The following is a 16,040-nucleotide window of genomic DNA, read 5'->3' on the forward strand; positions in this document are numbered from 1 at the left end:
ACCTGCTCCGCTCTCGCACCGAGCTTGCGTGCCGACGGAAGACCAGCCTCGCCTAGCTAGCGGAACGGCGGTAACAGCTTCTCTTCCTCTTCGCTACTGCTCGGAGTGGTAGTAGGCGGCCTAGTTCCGCAGCGGGCTCCGGCACAAGCGGCGGAAGCAGCTAGGGTTATGGTAGCGCGAGACCACCCCGGGCCTGGCCCCGGGTCACGAGGACCGGCTCCAGCTAGGAGCGTAGCCGCCGGCCAAGGTATAGGCCAAAGCGTACCTCCTGCCGTGGCTCGTGCCGTCGTGCCCTCGGAAGCTCCTCATGCTAGGCGGCGTAGCCGAACGCTACTCAACCTGGACCCTGAGCCTGGGGCTTCTTTGTAGGGCACACCTCCAGTCGAACGCGCGGTAGCTCCTGCCGTGGCTTGACTGTAAACAGGTACGGGCGGACGGGCTACTCCGCAGCGCACTGTCGGTACTCCTACCGACCTTGCCGCGTGAGCTATTCGAGCGCCGGAAGAAGCGATCCGGCGGATGATGGTGAGGCTCGTCATCGCTTCTCCTTCTCTTCGACAATGGCGGCAAGGCGATCGATCCGCTCCGACCAGAAGGCAGCCGTGCGTTCGAGCCACGCTCTCGCCTCGTCCATCGATTGCGGGGCAAGCGAGACCATGACGGTCCGCCCGGTCTTATGCCGATGGATCAGACCGGCCCTGGAGAGCACGTCGAGATGCTTCATCACCGTCGGCAGGGCGATGGGTAAGGGCGCGGCAAGCTCGGAAACGGAAAGCTCCGGGGTTTGCGCGAGCCTTTGCAGCATGGCGCGTCGGGACGGATCCGATAGCGCGGCATATGTCTGGTCGAGCGGCATAGTGACAAAACTTCGCTAAGTGGTAAAGTGTTCCGCCGCATCCTTCACAGGAGTGATGGAGGCTGGTCAAGAGCCCGCTTCAAGAGGGAAAGGGAAGACGCAATGGCAAAGAACACGATCTGCCTCTGGTACGACAAGGATGCCGAGGCCGCTGCCCGCTTCTATGCCGAAACTTTTCCCGACAGCACAGTCGGAGCCGTGCATCGTGCGCCTGGTAACTACCCATCCGGCAAAGAGGGCGACGTGCTGGTGGTCGAATTCACCGTGGCGGGGGTTGCCTGCATCGGCCTCAACGGCGGACCCGCGTTCCAGCACAACGAAGCCTTCTCGTTCCAGATCGCCACCGACGATCAGGAGGAGACCGACCGCTACTGGAACGCCATCGTCGGCAACGGCGGCCAGGAGAGCGAGTGCGGTTGGTGCAAGGACAAGTGGGGCGTGTCCTGGCAAATCACGCCGCGCGTCCTGACCGAGGCGATGGCGGCAGGAGGCGCGGAGGCCAAGCGCGCGTTCGACGCGATGATGACAATGAAGAAGATTGACGTGGCCGCGATCGAAGCGGCACGACAAGGCTGAGGCTCAGTGCAGATGGCGGCAAGATAGCCGCCAGCTTCTGTCCGGTCATGGCACTCGTGAGACGTAAGCGCTTGGTCCGCTTCCGCGCTCAAGAGCCGACGTTCGTTGAGCGTCCGGAAGGTGAAAGGTTGACCCAAAGCTGACTCTGAACGGCCTCTACCCCCAAGGACGTTTATAGGAGTTCTAAGGGACCGAAGCCTCGCGAGCCAGAATTGGTTCGGACCGAGACAGACGACAGATCCATCGAATGTAGGATGCCGTTCCAGTCGTTGCTCCGTCGCCTCGCCGTATGACCCGTGCTTGAGCTGCGCACCAGGACCGACTGGCCCCAAGACCGTACGATTTGCAGCACACGCGCACGACCTTCGAATTGATGGTCGGCGCACTAGCTCAGGATGTTGACGGCCCGTGCCGCCACGAGGGCAACGGTCAACAGCGAGATGCTGGCCTCGACCATCATCAGGAGCTTGGCGCGCTGGGAGAGCGGTAACGTGTCGGTTGGCGAGAACGCAGTCGCATTCGTGAAGGACAGAAACAGATAATCGATGAATCCGGGCGAGAAGCGGGCTCTGTCCTCCGTTCCCAGGGTCATCTGCGGGAACAGGAAATCCGCGGTCTTCGTCGAATGGAGGCCCCGCATCGACGGACCACCGCGGTCGATGCTCCAAAACCACAGCGCAAAGGCGATGACGTTCGTGCTCCAGATGTTGAGCGCATCGAGCAGCAGGGTCGGGCCGCTGTCATCCTTCCCTGCAAGCAGGTGTCTCACAAGCTCGACGAGAGCACCAAGGTTCATCAGGGTTACGACGACTGTCAGAGCCAGGGCCAGCGTCCTGACCACACGGCGGTACCGTCCGACGGCGGCCCAATGGTGTTCGCTCGACGCGCGACGGGCCTGATCCTGGTTCTAGGCCGTTGCGATCGACAATGGCACGAGCAGCGCGATCTCGACACTGGGTGCCAGCCAGCGCGGTCCCAGGGAGAGATCGTTGATGAAGAGGAGTTGCAGGCTGGCCACGAGCGCGACGGCTCCCCGGGCCAGCCAGAAGTCGAAGGCCTGGGTATGAACCACTTCAAGGTGCCGGGACATGATCTGGACCTCGTGCGGCCGGCTGCGGCAAGGGAAGCTGCCAACCCGAAGCGGAACACACCCCGTTCAGTAGCACGGCCCATAGGGATAGTAGCCGCACAGACCATCGTCGCCGTATCCAAGGCCAGGGTTCGCCGCCTCGGCGGCTCCCATGGCGGTGCCGGCGGCAATGCCAGCCGCCGTGGCACCCGCCCCATACCAGGCCCCCCGATAGACCGGGGCATGCCACTAGGTGCCGCGCACGACGTTGACGTCGCCAACCCGCGCATAGCCGAAGCGGTCACCGCCAAAGCGATCGAAGCCACCGCCGCGGAAGCCGCCGCCGGCGAACCCGCCACGGAAGCCGCCGAAGCCGCCGCCAAAGCCGCCAAAGTGGTCGATGAACAGCGCAGCCGGTCCGCTCGATCCGGCCAGGTTTCCTTCCAGCACCGCAACGTCGAAGGTGAGGTTGGAGCCCTCGAGCTTCGGCGCTTTCAGCGTCACCACGGCGTCGCTGACCTTCGAGCCATCACCGCCCAGGACAGACACGGTGGCGTTGGGCGGATCCTTGGCGAAGTTGTCCTTGCCTTCGTCCCATTGCATGATGAACTGTTCGGTCATCACGTGACCCGCCGCCCGCACGGGCCGATCGGCGAACACGATCGAATTCGGTGACACGCCGGTCAAGGTCAGCTTGCCGCCTTCCAGCTTCGCGCCCGCCGCGTTGAGGACGGCAAGCGACGGGACCGGACCCGTGGGCGTGACCCGACCGATGGCCTTCCTGATGGGCACTTGCGGGTTGGCCGTCACGTCCTGGGACAGCGCGACGCTTGGCGCGAACAAGAGGCTGACGATGAGGATGAGATCGGACGCGTGGTGCTTCACGGACATGGTTCATCTCCTTGATTAGGACCGACGTCGAACACGAAGCCGATCGGATGGGGCTCTTGCGGCATCCAGGCTCTCGGCAAGGACGCCAGGTACGCTTGGGCACGCTATACGCACGAGCAGGCACTGCTTGACCGGATGCACCATCCGCCTGATCAGCCAGGGCAATCTCGGTGCCGTCGATCCCGCATCAATCAAGCTTCTCGACCCGGGCGGCCATATTGGGGATGAGGCGCATCCGGTAGGATGCGTTGCCACATCTCAGGTTCCACACGGTCTCATTCGGCTTCGAAAGCTGGGCGTCCCGTTGCGCCGTCACAGGCTCATCGCAGCGATGACCCTGCAACCGCAGTTGTGCCGCCAGGGTTTCCGGCGGCGTCGCCTGCGCCCAAGCCATGCGACCGCCGGAGACGAGGAGTGCAACGGCAAATGCTCCGACCAGGATGCCATGCCACGCCATGAAATGACCTCATTGGTTGCCCGCGCCCTGTCGGCGGGACCCTATTCGAACGGGAAGATGCGCTTCCAGTCGTTCTTCATGCTGATCACCGACCATCCATCCTTCCTGGCCTCGCCATAGAGCGAGGCCGTGAGGGCGCCGACCCTGGTGTCGGGCAGGCCCGCGGCCGGGCCGTAGGCGTATTCGCGGGTGGCGTCGTCGTGCAGGACCAGCATCTTGAGCCGGGCGCCAGCACCCGCATCGGTCCATTCCAGCATCTCGCGGTCGCCATTCGAGTTGCCGAATGCCGCATGGGGCCGGCGGCCGATCATCAGGTGAATGCCTTCGGGCTTGCCGGCATTGTTGTCGTTGAGCAGCAGCTTCGGCTCCTTGGTCAGGAACGGCTTGCCGTCCTTGCCATAGCCGAACTTCGTGGCGCCCGCAGTGCCGACCACCTGCTCGGGCGGGATGCCGTAGACGCGCTCCGAATAGATGCGCACGAAATCCTGGCCGCCGCCGGTCACGATGTAGGTCTTGTAGCCATTGGCGCGCAGGTAGCGCAGAACTTCGAGCATCGGTTGATACACCAGCTCGGTGTAGGGACGCTGCCAACGCGGATGCCGGGCCGTTTCGAGCCACTTCATGGCTTCGGCGTTGAATTCCTCCACCGTCATGCCGGTCAGCGTCGCGGCGAGAATCTTTTCGAGGTCCCGCATCGAGAGTTTCGCCATTGCTGCCCGATTGCCCGAGAGAACGGTCTTGAAGGGCTCGGCATTCCTGAGTTCCGGCCGCTTCGCCACCACCGCCGGGACGCGATCCAGGCAGTAGACCACCTGCGAGTACATCGGCTGTTCGACCCACAGCGTTCCATCCTGGTCGAAGGTTGCGATGCGCTCCTCCGGACGGACGTAGCTCTGGCTGGACGGGTCGGTGGTGGCCCGCACGAAGTCGAGGATGGCCTGCTTCGCGGCTCCATCGTTCCACGACGGCAATGGGCCATCGGCGGCCGGTGCCTGCGCCGCCGCAGGGAAGGATTGGAGCAGCCCGGACAGGGCAGGCAGCAGGGCGAATGTCGAGAGCAAGACGCGGCGGTTGATCCCGGACGATGCGATCGGATCCATGTTCAATCCCTTTCAGATACGCGCATTATCATTGCGTCCAAGGACGGCGCCGAAACGGGGGAACCGAGAAGCCAAGGTCTTGCGTGGCCTCGGATGCAGTCAGAACCGACGTTGCTCTAGGGTCCCTCGTAGTAGGTCGCATCGTCCTGTAAAAGCTCGGTCTTTGGAGACAGTACAGCCTCCTTCTTCGTGCCCGGCAAAACTTCGAACCAATTGTCGAACTTGACCATGGTGGAACCAAGCTGCGTGAGCACCTGGGGATTGCCTTCCAGTTTGGCTTTACCCGCAGCGACTTTGTCTGCCAGCCTCGCCGTCCCTATCATCACGTCCTCGAGCTCGCGGCGATCGATTGTGATCGTGAGATCGGCATCGCTGGCCTGATAACCGGTGATCGTTGTCAGCGTGGCATTGCTCATCTCGGTTACAAACCGCTCGCCGTTATCGGGCGTCGAGATGTTGATCTTGAACTTCATGCCCTCGGCCTTGCGGCTATCCATCTGGATGCCGAGGTAATTGAGGAACAGCTCGGTGCTGGTTCCGCGCACGAAATCAGGACTGCCGGCTTTTGCAGCCTTTACGGCGATGACACCATCACGGAGTTCCTTGGCCCCTGCCAGGAAGCTGTTGCGGAGGCTCGGGCTCTCGAACTGATAGCCCATCTGCTCGTAGGTGTCCGCGAGGAGGTCTTTTGCGTCTTGGTTGCCTGGGTCCGCGTAGACCAGCTTGTTGAGAATTTCCATTGCGAGGCGATATTCGCCCTGATTGTACAGTTCCTGGCCCTTTGCCATCACCTTCCCGGCGCCGCCCATCATCTCGATGTAAAGCGGCGCAGAATCTTCCGGCGACAGCGGAACCAGTGTTGCTGGGTTCAGGTCCCAGAAGCCGAGATAGCGTTGGATCACGGCACGGCTGTTGTGCAGGTAGGAGCCGTGATAACCGCGGTCGTACCATAGCTCCTGCAAACTTTTAGGCGGCTCGTAGACATTGTGGATCTGGTTGATCGTCACGCCACTGTTGGCCAAGTGCAGCACCTGATTGTTCAGGTTCGCATACATGTCGCGTTGTCCGCGCATCACCTCGGCGATCCGCTCCTTTCCCCAACGCGGCCAACTGTGCGATGCAAACAACACTTCGGCCTGATCCCCAAACTCATAGAGCGCGACGTTAATGTAATGCGACCAGGCCAGTGCATCACGAACCGGCGCTCCCCGCAGGGTCAAGATGTTGTGCAGGCTGCTGACGATGTTCTCGGCAGCCCAGAATGCCTTGTGATCCGGAAACCAGGTATTCATCTCCGCGGGCGCTTCAGTCCCCGGAGTGTTCTGAAAAACCATCCGCACGCCGTCGATTGTCAGCTCCTCGATCGGCTGTTCGATGCTCTTGGTTGGGGGCAGGATGCCGACATCGCCACTCGCAGCGGCCTTGCCGATCGATGCATCCACCTGGCCGTAAGGGCTTGGCGGCACAAGGTCACCGTACGTATAGCTCTTGCGACGGGTCATCGCGTTGCCGGCATAGAGGTTCTCGGCGATTGCCTCGTTGAGGAACCCCTTGGGGGCAATGATTTGCACCCTCCCGGCTGCCAGTGCGGCGTCATCCACGACACCTCGGATACCGCCGAAATGGTCGGCATGGGAATGCGATATGATCACTGCCACGACGGGGCGCTCGCCGAGCCTCTCGTTGATGAACCTGAGAGCAGCACGCGATGTCTCTTTGACCGTCAGCGGATCAATCACGATCCAGCCGGTATTACCCCGGACAAACGAGATGTTTGCGAGGTCGAACCCGCGCACCTGGTAGATGCCCGGCACGACCTCGTACAGGCCATATTCCATATTGAGCAGTGCCTGACGCTGCAAGGATGGATGGATGCTGTCGTAATCCTTCCCGGCCAGGAGGAAGGCCCAGTTATCAATATCCCAGGCGACCCCGCCCTCGTCGTTCATGATCTTGCGGTAGGATGGTGCAGCGATAAAGCCACGTTTCGCTTCTTGGAAGTCCTGCTTGTCGGCAAGCGGCAAAATCCGTCGCTGCTGTTGTTGGGCCTCGACCGTGTATCGCGAGGGCATCTTTCCCTTGGGACTAAAATGTTGCGGCTCCTGCGCGACCGATGCCCCTGCGAGTGCTCCAGCGAGAAGTGCACCAAGCACAAGAGACAAACGCCTTAACGATCCAGTCATGTTCAGCCCTCCGATTCTCGATCCCCTGCGGACGCCGGGGCCGCAAGACCTCGGCGTCTTTGGTCGAAGCCGACAAGCGGCCCGTCAAACGTCCTCGGCTACTTGACGTTGACCTTGAAGCTGAGCACGGACGTGCCGGGCTTCTGGTCGATGCTCTGTCCCATCGCGTCCCGCAGGTCTAATTGATGCGACCTGCGGGTCGTCCTGGCTTGCGGCTTCGTCTCAGGTCACTGGCCCGGGGTCGCCGCCGGCCTCTTGAGCTGTTCCATCACCTGCTCGAGGTTGTAGCTCGCCGGGTCCTGCATCGGCGGGAACTTCCGGTAGGTTTCCAGTTCTCTCAGCCAGAGCGCCTGGCCGATCGGCAGGAGGTTCCAGTCATAGATGTAGGCCGTGGCCGGTCCTGCGAGGGCGCCCGCCATGCCAAAGAGCGTCTTCGCCTGCTGCCCGATCGACGTCTCGAAGGGATCGCGCTTGATGTTGACGACCTGGCTCCAGTGGTAGGGGACGACGCCGGTGAGGAACCCGGTCGGCGCATCGGACACCATCGCGAAGTAGATCTTCCAGTTCTTGTAGCGCACCGCGGATGGGTCTTTGCCGGAGTAATAGAAGAAGGTGTCGCGGGCCGACTTGTCCGATCGGCCTTCCAGGTAGGCGCGCTGATTGACGCCATCGAGCGTCGTCCTGACGATCCCGGGATACTCGCCCCGCTCGATCTGGGCCTTCAGCTCGTTGCCCTTGGCGCCGCCAGCGATGTCGACGAACGTGGGCAACCAGTCGAGGGACGCGAAGATGTCGTTCTTGACCGTTCCCGGCTCGATGTGCCCCGGCCAGCGCACGACCAGCGGGGCGCGCATGCCGCCCTCCCAGGTCGACAGCTTGCCGCCCTTGAAGGGGGTGGTGCCGCCGTCGGGGAAGGTGATCGTCTCGGCACCGTTGTCGGTGGTGAACACGACGATCGTGTTGTCGAGTTCGCCCATCTCCTCGAGCTTCTTCAACACGTAGCCGATGTTGTCATCCATCTGCTTCATGCCGGCTTCATTGACGCCCCAGTCCTTGCCGCCGGGCTCGCCCACCATGGCCATGTACTTGTCCGGCAACACGGTCGTGACGTGCATGCGCGCGGGGTTGTACCAGGCGAAGAACGGCTTCTTGGTCTTCTCGGGGTCGTTGCGGTCGAGGAAGTCGATGAGCTTGGCCGAGATCTCCTCGTCCACGGTCTTCGAGCGCTCGAGCGTCAGCGGCCCTTCATCCTTGCAGGTCTGGTTCGCCGCGGTTCCGTCGGACGACCTGCACCAGAGCACTGGACGCGGCGGCGTCAGGCACGGGGTGGTCGCGGGATCGACCGCCGCGGGATTCAGCGGCAGCCCGGGGATCGGCGTGCTGCGGCAGACCGGCGCGACCGTCTGCTCGGTCGGCGTCTTGTTGATGTCGGGGAAGCTCACCCCCTGCATGGCGTCGAGGTGGTAGAGGTAGCCCCAGTATTCCTGGAACCCGTGCGCCGTCGGCAGCGCATCGGTGTGGTCGCCGAGGTGGTTCTTGCCGAACTCGCCGGTGGTGTAGCCGAGATCGAGCAGGAACTTGGCGAGGGCGGGCGTGCCGGGCCGCAGGTAGGACGGGCTGCCGGGCAGTTGCGGCGGGATCATGCCGGTCCTGAGCGGATGCATGCCGGTGAAGAAGGCGTTGCGCCCCGCCGTGCAGCTCTGCTCGGCATAGTAGGTCATGAACTTCGCACCTTCCCGGCCGATGCGGTCGATGTTCGGCGTTTCGCCGACCATCAGGCCCTGGTGGTAGATGCTCGGCTGCATCCAGCCGATGTCGTCGCCCATGATGAACAGGATGTTGGGCTTCTGCGTCGGGGCCTGCGCGACGGCCGGAGCCGCCATCGTCGCCGAGACCAGGGCCGTGGCCCCGATCAGGGCAGCCTTGGCCCGCATGCGCCGGAGGCGGCATCGTCCGCCGGGCGCTTGTGAGGATGCACGATCACTGTTCATGGGATCTTCCTCTCTCTGATGATGCAGCGGAAGCCGACATGGCTCGTCGAGGTGTCGACCGGCTGCGGGTGACGCGCTGCCGGACGGTAGCGGCGACAGTAGTTGGGCGCGCACAGGTGCGAGCCGCCCTTGAGCACCCGGCGTGGAATTCGGATCCCGGGCTCGCAGGGCGCGTAGCTCTGGTCCTCGCGGCCGCCGCGCGGGTTCTCGGGAATGCAGCAGGCCTTCGGGGCATCGGCCGGGTGTTTCGGCGTGTAGAAGTCGCTGGTCCATTCCCAGACATTGCCGATCATGTCGTAGAGGCCGTAGCCGTTGGGCGGGAAGGCGGTGACGGGCGAGGTGCGCTCGAAGCCGTCGAGACGCGTGTTCTGGAATGGAAAGGCGCCCTGCCAGGTGTTGGCCATCTGGCGTCCGTCCGGTGTGAGCTCGTCGCCCCAGGCAAACTCCGCCTGGTCCCGTCCACCGCGCGCCGCGAATTCCCATTCGGCCTCGGTTGGCAGGTCCTTGCCCGCCCAGCGGGCATAGGCCGCCGCATCGGCATAGGCGACGTGTACGACCGGATGCTCGTCCAGGCCCTTGATCGACGAGCCCGGGCCATAGGGACGGCGCCAGTTCACCCTGGGCTTGAACGCCCACCATTGGCTGAAGTGATGGAGATCGACCGGATAATCCGGCGGGCTGAACACGAGCGAGCCGGCATGGAGTAGGTGCGGCAGGGCGCCGGGATACTCCTTCGGGTCGGGCGCGATCTCCGCGACCGTGACGTGCCCGGTGGCGCGGACGAAGTCGCGGAATTGGCGGTTCGTGACCGGTGCCCTATCGATCCGGAAGCCGTCGACGGTGACGCGATGAACCGGCGCCTCTTCGGGATAGTGCCGGTCCGAGCCCATCCGGAACGTGCCGCCGGAAATCCGGATCATGTCGGCATAGGGATGATCCGTTCGCTCGTGGCTCTGATGGTGTCGGAGTGTGGCTTGCGACATGAGCACTGCTCCCGCCTGGCGAGCCCGCAGTATCATCCAGCGCGCAGTCATCGAGCTATTAGGGTCAACCCTGAAACTGATGGATGAAGACCCTGATTCCTGCTTCCCATCGGCAATGCCGGCCGGACGCCAAACCAGGAGGGGACGGATGGTCACCTAGTGGGCTCATGCCGATGCCAAGTCGCCAGGAAGCGGCTCAGGGTTTGGCGGGCCGGGCATTGCCGCTTGCCAGGCGCTTGCGGATGCCGTGGCCGTCAGGCCCGGCCAAGGCAGATAAGGAGACCCTCTCCTGAGAATTCAGGGTCTGCCTCCGGCAGATTCAGGGTTATGCCCAGGTGGGTCCGGCTGCGGGGCGGTGTATCCTGCCGTGGCACCCGGGCATACCGGATCGGCCGCTAACCGGGCGCGCGGGAGGGAATCTCGCGATGACGCGCATCCTGATCGCCGACGATCATGACGTGGTCCGCTCCGGCGTCCGCACCATCCTGGAATCCCATGAGGGCTGGGAGGTGGTCGGCGAGGCTCGGGACGGCAAGCAGGCCATCGATCAGGCCCTGGCCATCCGGCCTGACGTCGTGATCCTCGACTATGCGCTGCCGCTGGTGAACGGGGTCGAGGCGACCCGCCAGATCCGGGGGCGTCTCCCCGGCGTCGAGGTGCTGATCTTCACCATGCACGACACCGACAGCTTGGTCAGGGATGTCCTCGAGGCGGGCGCCCGCGGCTTCCTGCTCAAGTCCGACGCCAGGCAGTTCCTGATCTCGGCGGTGGAGAGCCTGGCCGCCCACAAGCCGTTCTTCACCGGCAAGGTCTCGCAGACCCTGCTCGAGACTTATCTGGCGAAGGGCTGCACACATGAGTCGGCGCTGAGCGCGCGTGAGAAGGCCGTGGTGCAACTGATCGCCGAGGGCAAGACCAACAAGCAGATCGCGGACATTCTCAGCATCAGCACCAAGACCGTCGAGACCCACCGCGCCCTGGCCCTGCGCAAGCTCAACCTCGACACGACCGCGGCCCTGATCCGCTACGCGATCCGCAACGGACTGATTGAAGCGTGATCATGGGCGAAGGACTTCCCAGCTTCTGCTTCAGCCGCCAGCAGCAGCAGGCGAAATTAGGATTGTAAAGTCGGCCTGAATCGCAAACTCCATGCAGCCCTGTTCATAGGTCCGGATCTGGCACACTTGAGACGTTAGGCTGAGGGCAGCAATCCTCACGTAACCGGACGTTCCGAAGGAGCCAGGAATTTCAGTGCGTGACCCACAGCGGACCTTCCAAAGTGCGCGTGGGGGCAATGAATAGGAAACCTCTCGATTGGACCACAGCCGACATGCTGCTGGATCAGCCAAACTAGCTATGTAGTCCAAGCTTGATGCTGACTATCACAGGCGTGTGGATCCAACGAACTATGAAGTAAAGTATCATTATGTGACCTCGGGCAGCGGTATGGCTCGTCATTCCTGCTCGCCATAGGAGGTACTGCTGCTACGCTCGATCAAGGCATGGCAGCGATGTCTTATCCCCATGCGTGCAAACCCATCTGTGAAGGCCTTAATCGAGTCTATGGCCGTTGACACCTCGGTCGCTAAGGATAGGCTCAAGTTCATTGAACTAATCTACGAGTGGTGGGTCTAATCACAATAGCGGGCTAGTTTGGGCAGGTTTCTCGCCCAGCCGTCAACCTGAGCGAAGCGTGTCAGGAGGCATACTTGCAATGGTGACCCGACGAACTCTCCTCACGGCCGCCCTGGCGGCCGGACTTCTTCCAAAAGCGAGTTTAGCCGCGACCAGGATCCGCATGGGCGAACTCTATAATCACGACGGGTCCTTCTCCCCACGCGCAGATGCGCTGAAGGGTACACGCATCGCCATGCAGGGTTTCATGGCACCCCATCTCAAGGTCGATTCCGACTTCTTCATCTTGTCGAACACACCGGTCGAGACCTGCCCCTTCTGTGCGTCGGAGGGTGAATGGATCGACTCGATCGTGTTTGTGCGCATGCGTACTAGGCAGGAGATGGCTGCGCCTGGGACACTCATCCTTGTGCAGGGAACGCTCGAGGTTGGTCCTGCGACTGACCCGACGACTGGCTTCGTCAGTAAGGTCAGGCTGACAGACGCAGACTTCCAGAGGGTGGGTGCGTGAACCCGCATGACGCTGAGGTTGGGATTTCAGTCTTCCAGCTTGGGGTCTCCTTCTGCGACGCGACTGGCGACCGGTTCAATGCTCTGTCCGGCATCACTGCGCAGTTCAAACCCGGTCAAGTTACCGCTATCGTCGGCCCATCGGGTTCTGGAAAAACAACCCTCCTGCATTGCATCGCGGGCATTCTCGTTCCGAGTTCAGGCGAGATTCGTCATGGTGGCGTGATCGTCAGCTCCTTAGGGGAGAGCGCTCGTGACGCATGGCGCCGTCACAACTGCGGAATGGTGTTTCAGGATTTTCGCCTCATCGACGAACTCACCGTGCTCGAGAATGTCACAACGCCGGCGCTGTTCGGTCACTATCGGGTTCCTTCGATCCTGCGCGAACGGGCCCGCACGCTTATTCGCGATTTCGGATTGCTGGAGCGTTCCGTTCCGACGTCGCGTCTGTCCCGTGGCGAGCGGCAGCGGGTCGCCATTGCCCGCGCTCTCCTGATGGACCCTGCGATCATCCTCGCGGACGAACCGACCGCCAGCCTCGATCGCACAAACGCCGCCTCGGTCGCCGGGACACTCGAGGCCCTCGCCGGACAGGGGAAGGCCGTCGTATGTGTCACTCATGATGACCTGCTCGTTTCACGGGCACATGAGGTGATTTCATTGAAGGCTGGGCGGATTGGCCCGCCTGCCGTGGATCCTTTCCTTGGGCTCCGAGCGGGAGACCTCGCATGAATCCCTGGCCCATTGTACGTGCGTTCCTCGTTCGGCATCGCTGGGCCGCCCTCGCGTTCGTCTTCCTTGTTGCAGCAGGTGTCAGCCTTGCGGTAGCGCTCGTTTCGCAAGAACGGGCCTTGCGCACCGGCAGCGCCCGTGCGGCCGACCGCTTCGATCTGATCGTGGCAGCCCCTGGGAGCCAAACCGATGTCTTGCTTACCGCTGTGTTTCTGCGCCCTGGAACGACCAAACTGCTCCCGCCAGACGTAACGGTGCGACTCTTAAACGACAAACGGGCGGCGTTTGTGGCTCCAATCGGCTTCGGAGACAGCCACCGCGGCGCGCCCATTGTTGGAACAACAAGCCAGCTCGTCACTCATTTATCGAACGAATTGCAGGAAGGCCGAGTTTTCGCCGGTCGAGAGGAGGCGGTTGTAGGAGCTGCCTCGCCCGTGAAAGTTGGGGAGACTTTCCGGCCGACGCACGGCATACCACGCGACGGCAACCCGGAGGAAGACACTGATCCTCACGAGCATGGTGCAATGATCACGGTCGTAGGCCGGATGAAGCCGACAGGCTCGCCGTGGGATAGCGCCATCATGATGCCGGTAGAGCTCGTTTGGCAGCTCCATTCACTCCCCAATGGCCACGAGGAAGGCAGCGAAGCGGTCGGCCCGCCCTTCGATCCAGCCCGGACGCCCGGCGTCCCGGCGGCCGTGGTTAGACCTACTACGATCGCCGCCGCGTATCAGCTTCGCAATGCCTATACGACCAACGAGTCCATGGCATTCTTTCCCGCCGAAGCGCTGGCCCGTCTTTATTCTGTGATGGGCGACTTGCGCCAGCTCATGAGCCTGCTAGCCATCGTCACACAAGCGCTGGTCTTAATGGCCATCGTGATGGGTGTACTATTGTTGTTTCGGTTTCTCGTACCACAGCTCATCACCCTGAGGGCTCTAGGCGCTCCTCGACTCTTCATTGCTGCCATTGCTTGGGGCTTTACCGCCACGTTGGTGCTCGCCGGTGTGTTGCTCGGCCTTGGGGCCGGATATGGGCTCTCATACGGAGTAAGCCAGTGGCTTGCCGCTGATACAGGCGTGGAGCTTTCCCCGACACTCGCCTCAAGCGAGTACCTCATCGCAGCCAGCATCCTAGCCACAGGATGGGTTTTGGCTCTTCTGCCCGCATACGTTGTTCAGCGACGATCGCTCGCGATTTCCCTCGCAGAGAGCTAAACAAAGCTCCCACTCGTTTGCCTTTTTCCATCAGTGCTGATCCCAGCACTGAACAACCAGGAGGAAGTAATCGATGCATTCGACTCTAAGGAAACTGGGACACGCTCTGGTGGTCGGAACTTTGATTGCAGGCCCGGCCATTGCTCAAGACGTCGCCCCGGCGCACAGCGAGACCGTGAAGCGCATCGTGGACAGCCAGTTCTTCAAGGCGGCGGTCGACGCGCTTCAGAAGGACCATGACCGCTGGATCAGCGAAGTCATCAAGCTGACCGAAATCCCCGCTCCGCCGTTCAAGGAGCAGGAGCGCGCAAAAGCCTACATGGAGATGCTCAAGGCCCATGGCCTGAGCGACGTCGAGATCGACAAGGAGGGCAATGCCATGGGCGTGCGCAAGGGCACCGGAGGCGGTCCGCTGGTGGTCGTGTCCGCCCATCTCGACACCGTTTTCCCCGAGGGAACGGACGTCAAGGTCAAGCGGGATGGCAGCCGCCTGGCCGCTCCCGGCATCAGCGATGACAGCGCTGGTCTTGCCACCCTGCTTAGCATCGTCCGGGCGATGGACGCGGCCGGGATCAAGACGAAGAGCGACATCGTCTTCCTGGGCACCGTCGGCGAGGAGGGCCCGGGGGACCTGCGCGGCGTGCGCTACTTCTTCACGGAGGGCAAGTACAAGGACCAGGCCAAGTACTTCTTCTCGCTCGATGGCGGCGGCACGCCCACGATCACGAACTGCGGGGTCGGATCGAAGCGCTACCGGGTGACGTACAAGGGCCCAGGCGGGCACAGCTACCAAGCGTTCGGGCTCGTCAATCCCATGACCGCCATGGCCCAGACGGTGGTCGAGTTCTACAAGGTCCAGACGCCCACCCAGCCGAAGACCACATACGCCGCGAGCGTCACGGGCGGGGGGACGTCCGTCAACTCGATCCCGAACGAGGTCTGGATGGAGTTCGACATGCGCTCCGTGGACGCGAAGGAGCTGGACCGCCTCGAGAAGCGCTTCCTGACCATCGTGAATCAGTCCCTGGAGACGGAGAACTTCGCCCGGTCCACCAAGCAAGGATCGGTGTCGGCCGATATCAAGCTCATCGGTGACCGGCCAGCCGGGCAAACGGACGCAAAGCAGGACATCGTGCAGATCGCGACGGCCGCCTTCCAGGCGAATGGAATCCCGCCCGCCTATGAATGCGCCTCGACCGATTCCAACATGCCGATGAGCCTCGGCATTCCCGCGCTCACGATCCCGCGCACTGGCAAGGCGGACCGCTTCCACTCGCTCGATGAGTGGATGGATACCGACCCCCAGAGCAATCTCACGGTGAAGAAGATCGTTCTCACCACCGTGCTCGGAGTTGCCGGGGCCCAGTGAGGCAGAACGGGCCGGATCGGGCGCAGGTGCCCGGTCCGGCTCATGGCTAGTTGGCCCTCGTTGCCGGATCCTGTTCACCGCGTTGGCGAACTCGGAGCGGTTCGACATGGCAACAGGCGCGTCCAGGGTTCTGGCCATGTCGACCATCGGACACTGAGGGTTGATGTCGGTCTGGGAGTTGGACCGTGCTGACGGGGTTGAATGCCATTCCGGCCGAATAGGCCACCATCAGCGGCTTGCCGTTGTCCTGGACGGGGAAGAACAGCCAAAACGTGCCTCCGTATGCCCCGGGGCGAACACGAGCGCCACCGTCGTACCGCTGAGGGCGGCCTTCTGGCCATCACTCTGAATAACGGAAAGGTCATCTGCTTAGATTTCATGAGTTCTCAAAAGACCGGAAATGGCACGTTCCCGAAGTACAAGGAACTTCTGCAATGATGCAGCCAGCAGACCTTTACATGGCTGCGCCCA

Annotated in this window: 14 protein-coding genes and 1 pseudogene; 6 read left to right on the plus strand and 9 right to left on the minus strand. The window is 62.5% G+C overall.

The window, feature by feature from the left end:
- Positions 1–535: 535 nt before the first annotated feature.
- On the minus strand, positions 536–856 hold the full coding sequence (locus ACS5Q1_RS09840) for an ArsR/SmtB family transcription factor (protein ID WP_473097985.1): 321 nt from the start codon (positions 854–856) through the stop codon (positions 536–538).
- 102 nt (positions 857–958) lie between these two features.
- Between ACS5Q1_RS09840 and ACS5Q1_RS09845 the strand changes: the two genes are divergently transcribed.
- Positions 959–1,432, plus strand: a complete 474-nt coding sequence (locus ACS5Q1_RS09845) for a VOC family protein (RefSeq protein WP_473097986.1) — start codon at positions 959–961, stop codon at positions 1,430–1,432.
- A gap of 385 nt (positions 1,433–1,817) precedes the next feature.
- On the opposite strand, the gene ACS5Q1_RS09850 is transcribed toward ACS5Q1_RS09845, so the two are convergent.
- From ACS5Q1_RS09850 to ACS5Q1_RS09885, 8 genes and pseudogenes are all read right to left on the minus strand, one after another.
- Complete coding sequence (locus tag ACS5Q1_RS09850) at positions 1,818–2,273, minus strand: hypothetical protein (protein ID WP_473097987.1); 456 nt, start codon at positions 2,271–2,273, stop codon at positions 1,818–1,820.
- 66 nt (positions 2,274–2,339) lie between these two features.
- On the minus strand, positions 2,340–2,522 hold the full coding sequence (locus ACS5Q1_RS09855) for a hypothetical protein (RefSeq protein ID WP_473097988.1): 183 nt from the start codon (positions 2,520–2,522) through the stop codon (positions 2,340–2,342).
- A 66-nt stretch (positions 2,523–2,588) separates the two neighbouring features.
- Positions 2,589–3,392 (minus strand): annotated as a pseudogene (locus tag ACS5Q1_RS09860) (hypothetical protein).
- Between the two features lie 187 nt (positions 3,393–3,579).
- Positions 3,580–3,849 carry a hypothetical protein gene (locus ACS5Q1_RS09865; protein WP_473097989.1) on the minus strand — a complete coding sequence of 90 codons (270 nt, stop codon included), beginning with the start codon at positions 3,847–3,849 and terminating at the stop codon, positions 3,580–3,582.
- 41 nt (positions 3,850–3,890) lie between these two features.
- Complete coding sequence (locus ACS5Q1_RS09870) at positions 3,891–4,949, minus strand: HAD family hydrolase (RefSeq protein ID WP_473097990.1); 1,059 nt, start codon at positions 4,947–4,949, stop codon at positions 3,891–3,893.
- Between the two features lie 116 nt (positions 4,950–5,065).
- Positions 5,066–7,132, minus strand: coding sequence for an alkyl/aryl-sulfatase (locus tag ACS5Q1_RS09875; protein ID WP_473097991.1), 2,067 nt, complete (start codon positions 7,130–7,132; stop codon positions 5,066–5,068).
- Positions 7,133–7,359: 227 nt separating this feature from the next.
- Positions 7,360–9,015, minus strand: coding sequence for an arylsulfatase (locus tag ACS5Q1_RS09880; RefSeq protein WP_473098069.1), 1,656 nt, complete (start codon positions 9,013–9,015; stop codon positions 7,360–7,362).
- A gap of 104 nt (positions 9,016–9,119) precedes the next feature.
- On the minus strand, positions 9,120–10,043 hold the full coding sequence (locus ACS5Q1_RS09885; protein ID WP_473098070.1) for a formylglycine-generating enzyme family protein: 924 nt from the start codon (positions 10,041–10,043) through the stop codon (positions 9,120–9,122).
- 488 nt (positions 10,044–10,531) lie between these two features.
- Between ACS5Q1_RS09885 and ACS5Q1_RS09890 the strand changes: the two genes are divergently transcribed.
- The 5 genes from ACS5Q1_RS09890 (at position 10,532) to ACS5Q1_RS09910 (ending at position 15,569) form a co-directional block, all read left to right on the plus strand.
- Positions 10,532–11,164 (plus strand): response regulator, encoded by a 633-nt coding sequence (locus tag ACS5Q1_RS09890; RefSeq protein ID WP_473097992.1) that lies wholly within the window; start codon positions 10,532–10,534, stop codon positions 11,162–11,164.
- A 656-nt stretch (positions 11,165–11,820) separates the two neighbouring features.
- Positions 11,821–12,252 (plus strand): hypothetical protein, encoded by a 432-nt coding sequence (locus ACS5Q1_RS09895; protein ID WP_473097993.1) that lies wholly within the window; start codon positions 11,821–11,823, stop codon positions 12,250–12,252.
- A complete protein-coding gene (locus ACS5Q1_RS09900; RefSeq protein ID WP_473097994.1) occupies positions 12,249–12,983 on the plus strand; it encodes an ABC transporter ATP-binding protein in 735 nt (244 codons plus the stop codon). Before ACS5Q1_RS09895 ends, ACS5Q1_RS09900 begins: the two co-directional genes overlap by 4 nt.
- On the plus strand, positions 12,980–14,200 hold the full coding sequence (locus ACS5Q1_RS09905; protein WP_473097995.1) for an ABC transporter permease: 1,221 nt from the start codon (positions 12,980–12,982) through the stop codon (positions 14,198–14,200). The genes ACS5Q1_RS09900 and ACS5Q1_RS09905 overlap by 4 nt, the downstream gene beginning before the upstream one ends.
- Before the next feature lie 73 nt (positions 14,201–14,273).
- Entirely contained in the window at positions 14,274–15,569 is a 1,296-nt protein-coding gene (locus ACS5Q1_RS09910) for a M20/M25/M40 family metallo-hydrolase (protein WP_473097996.1), read from the plus strand.
- Positions 15,570–16,040: the final 471 nt, after the last annotated feature.

It is taken from the genome of Microvirga sp. GN3, from assembly GCF_055792825.1.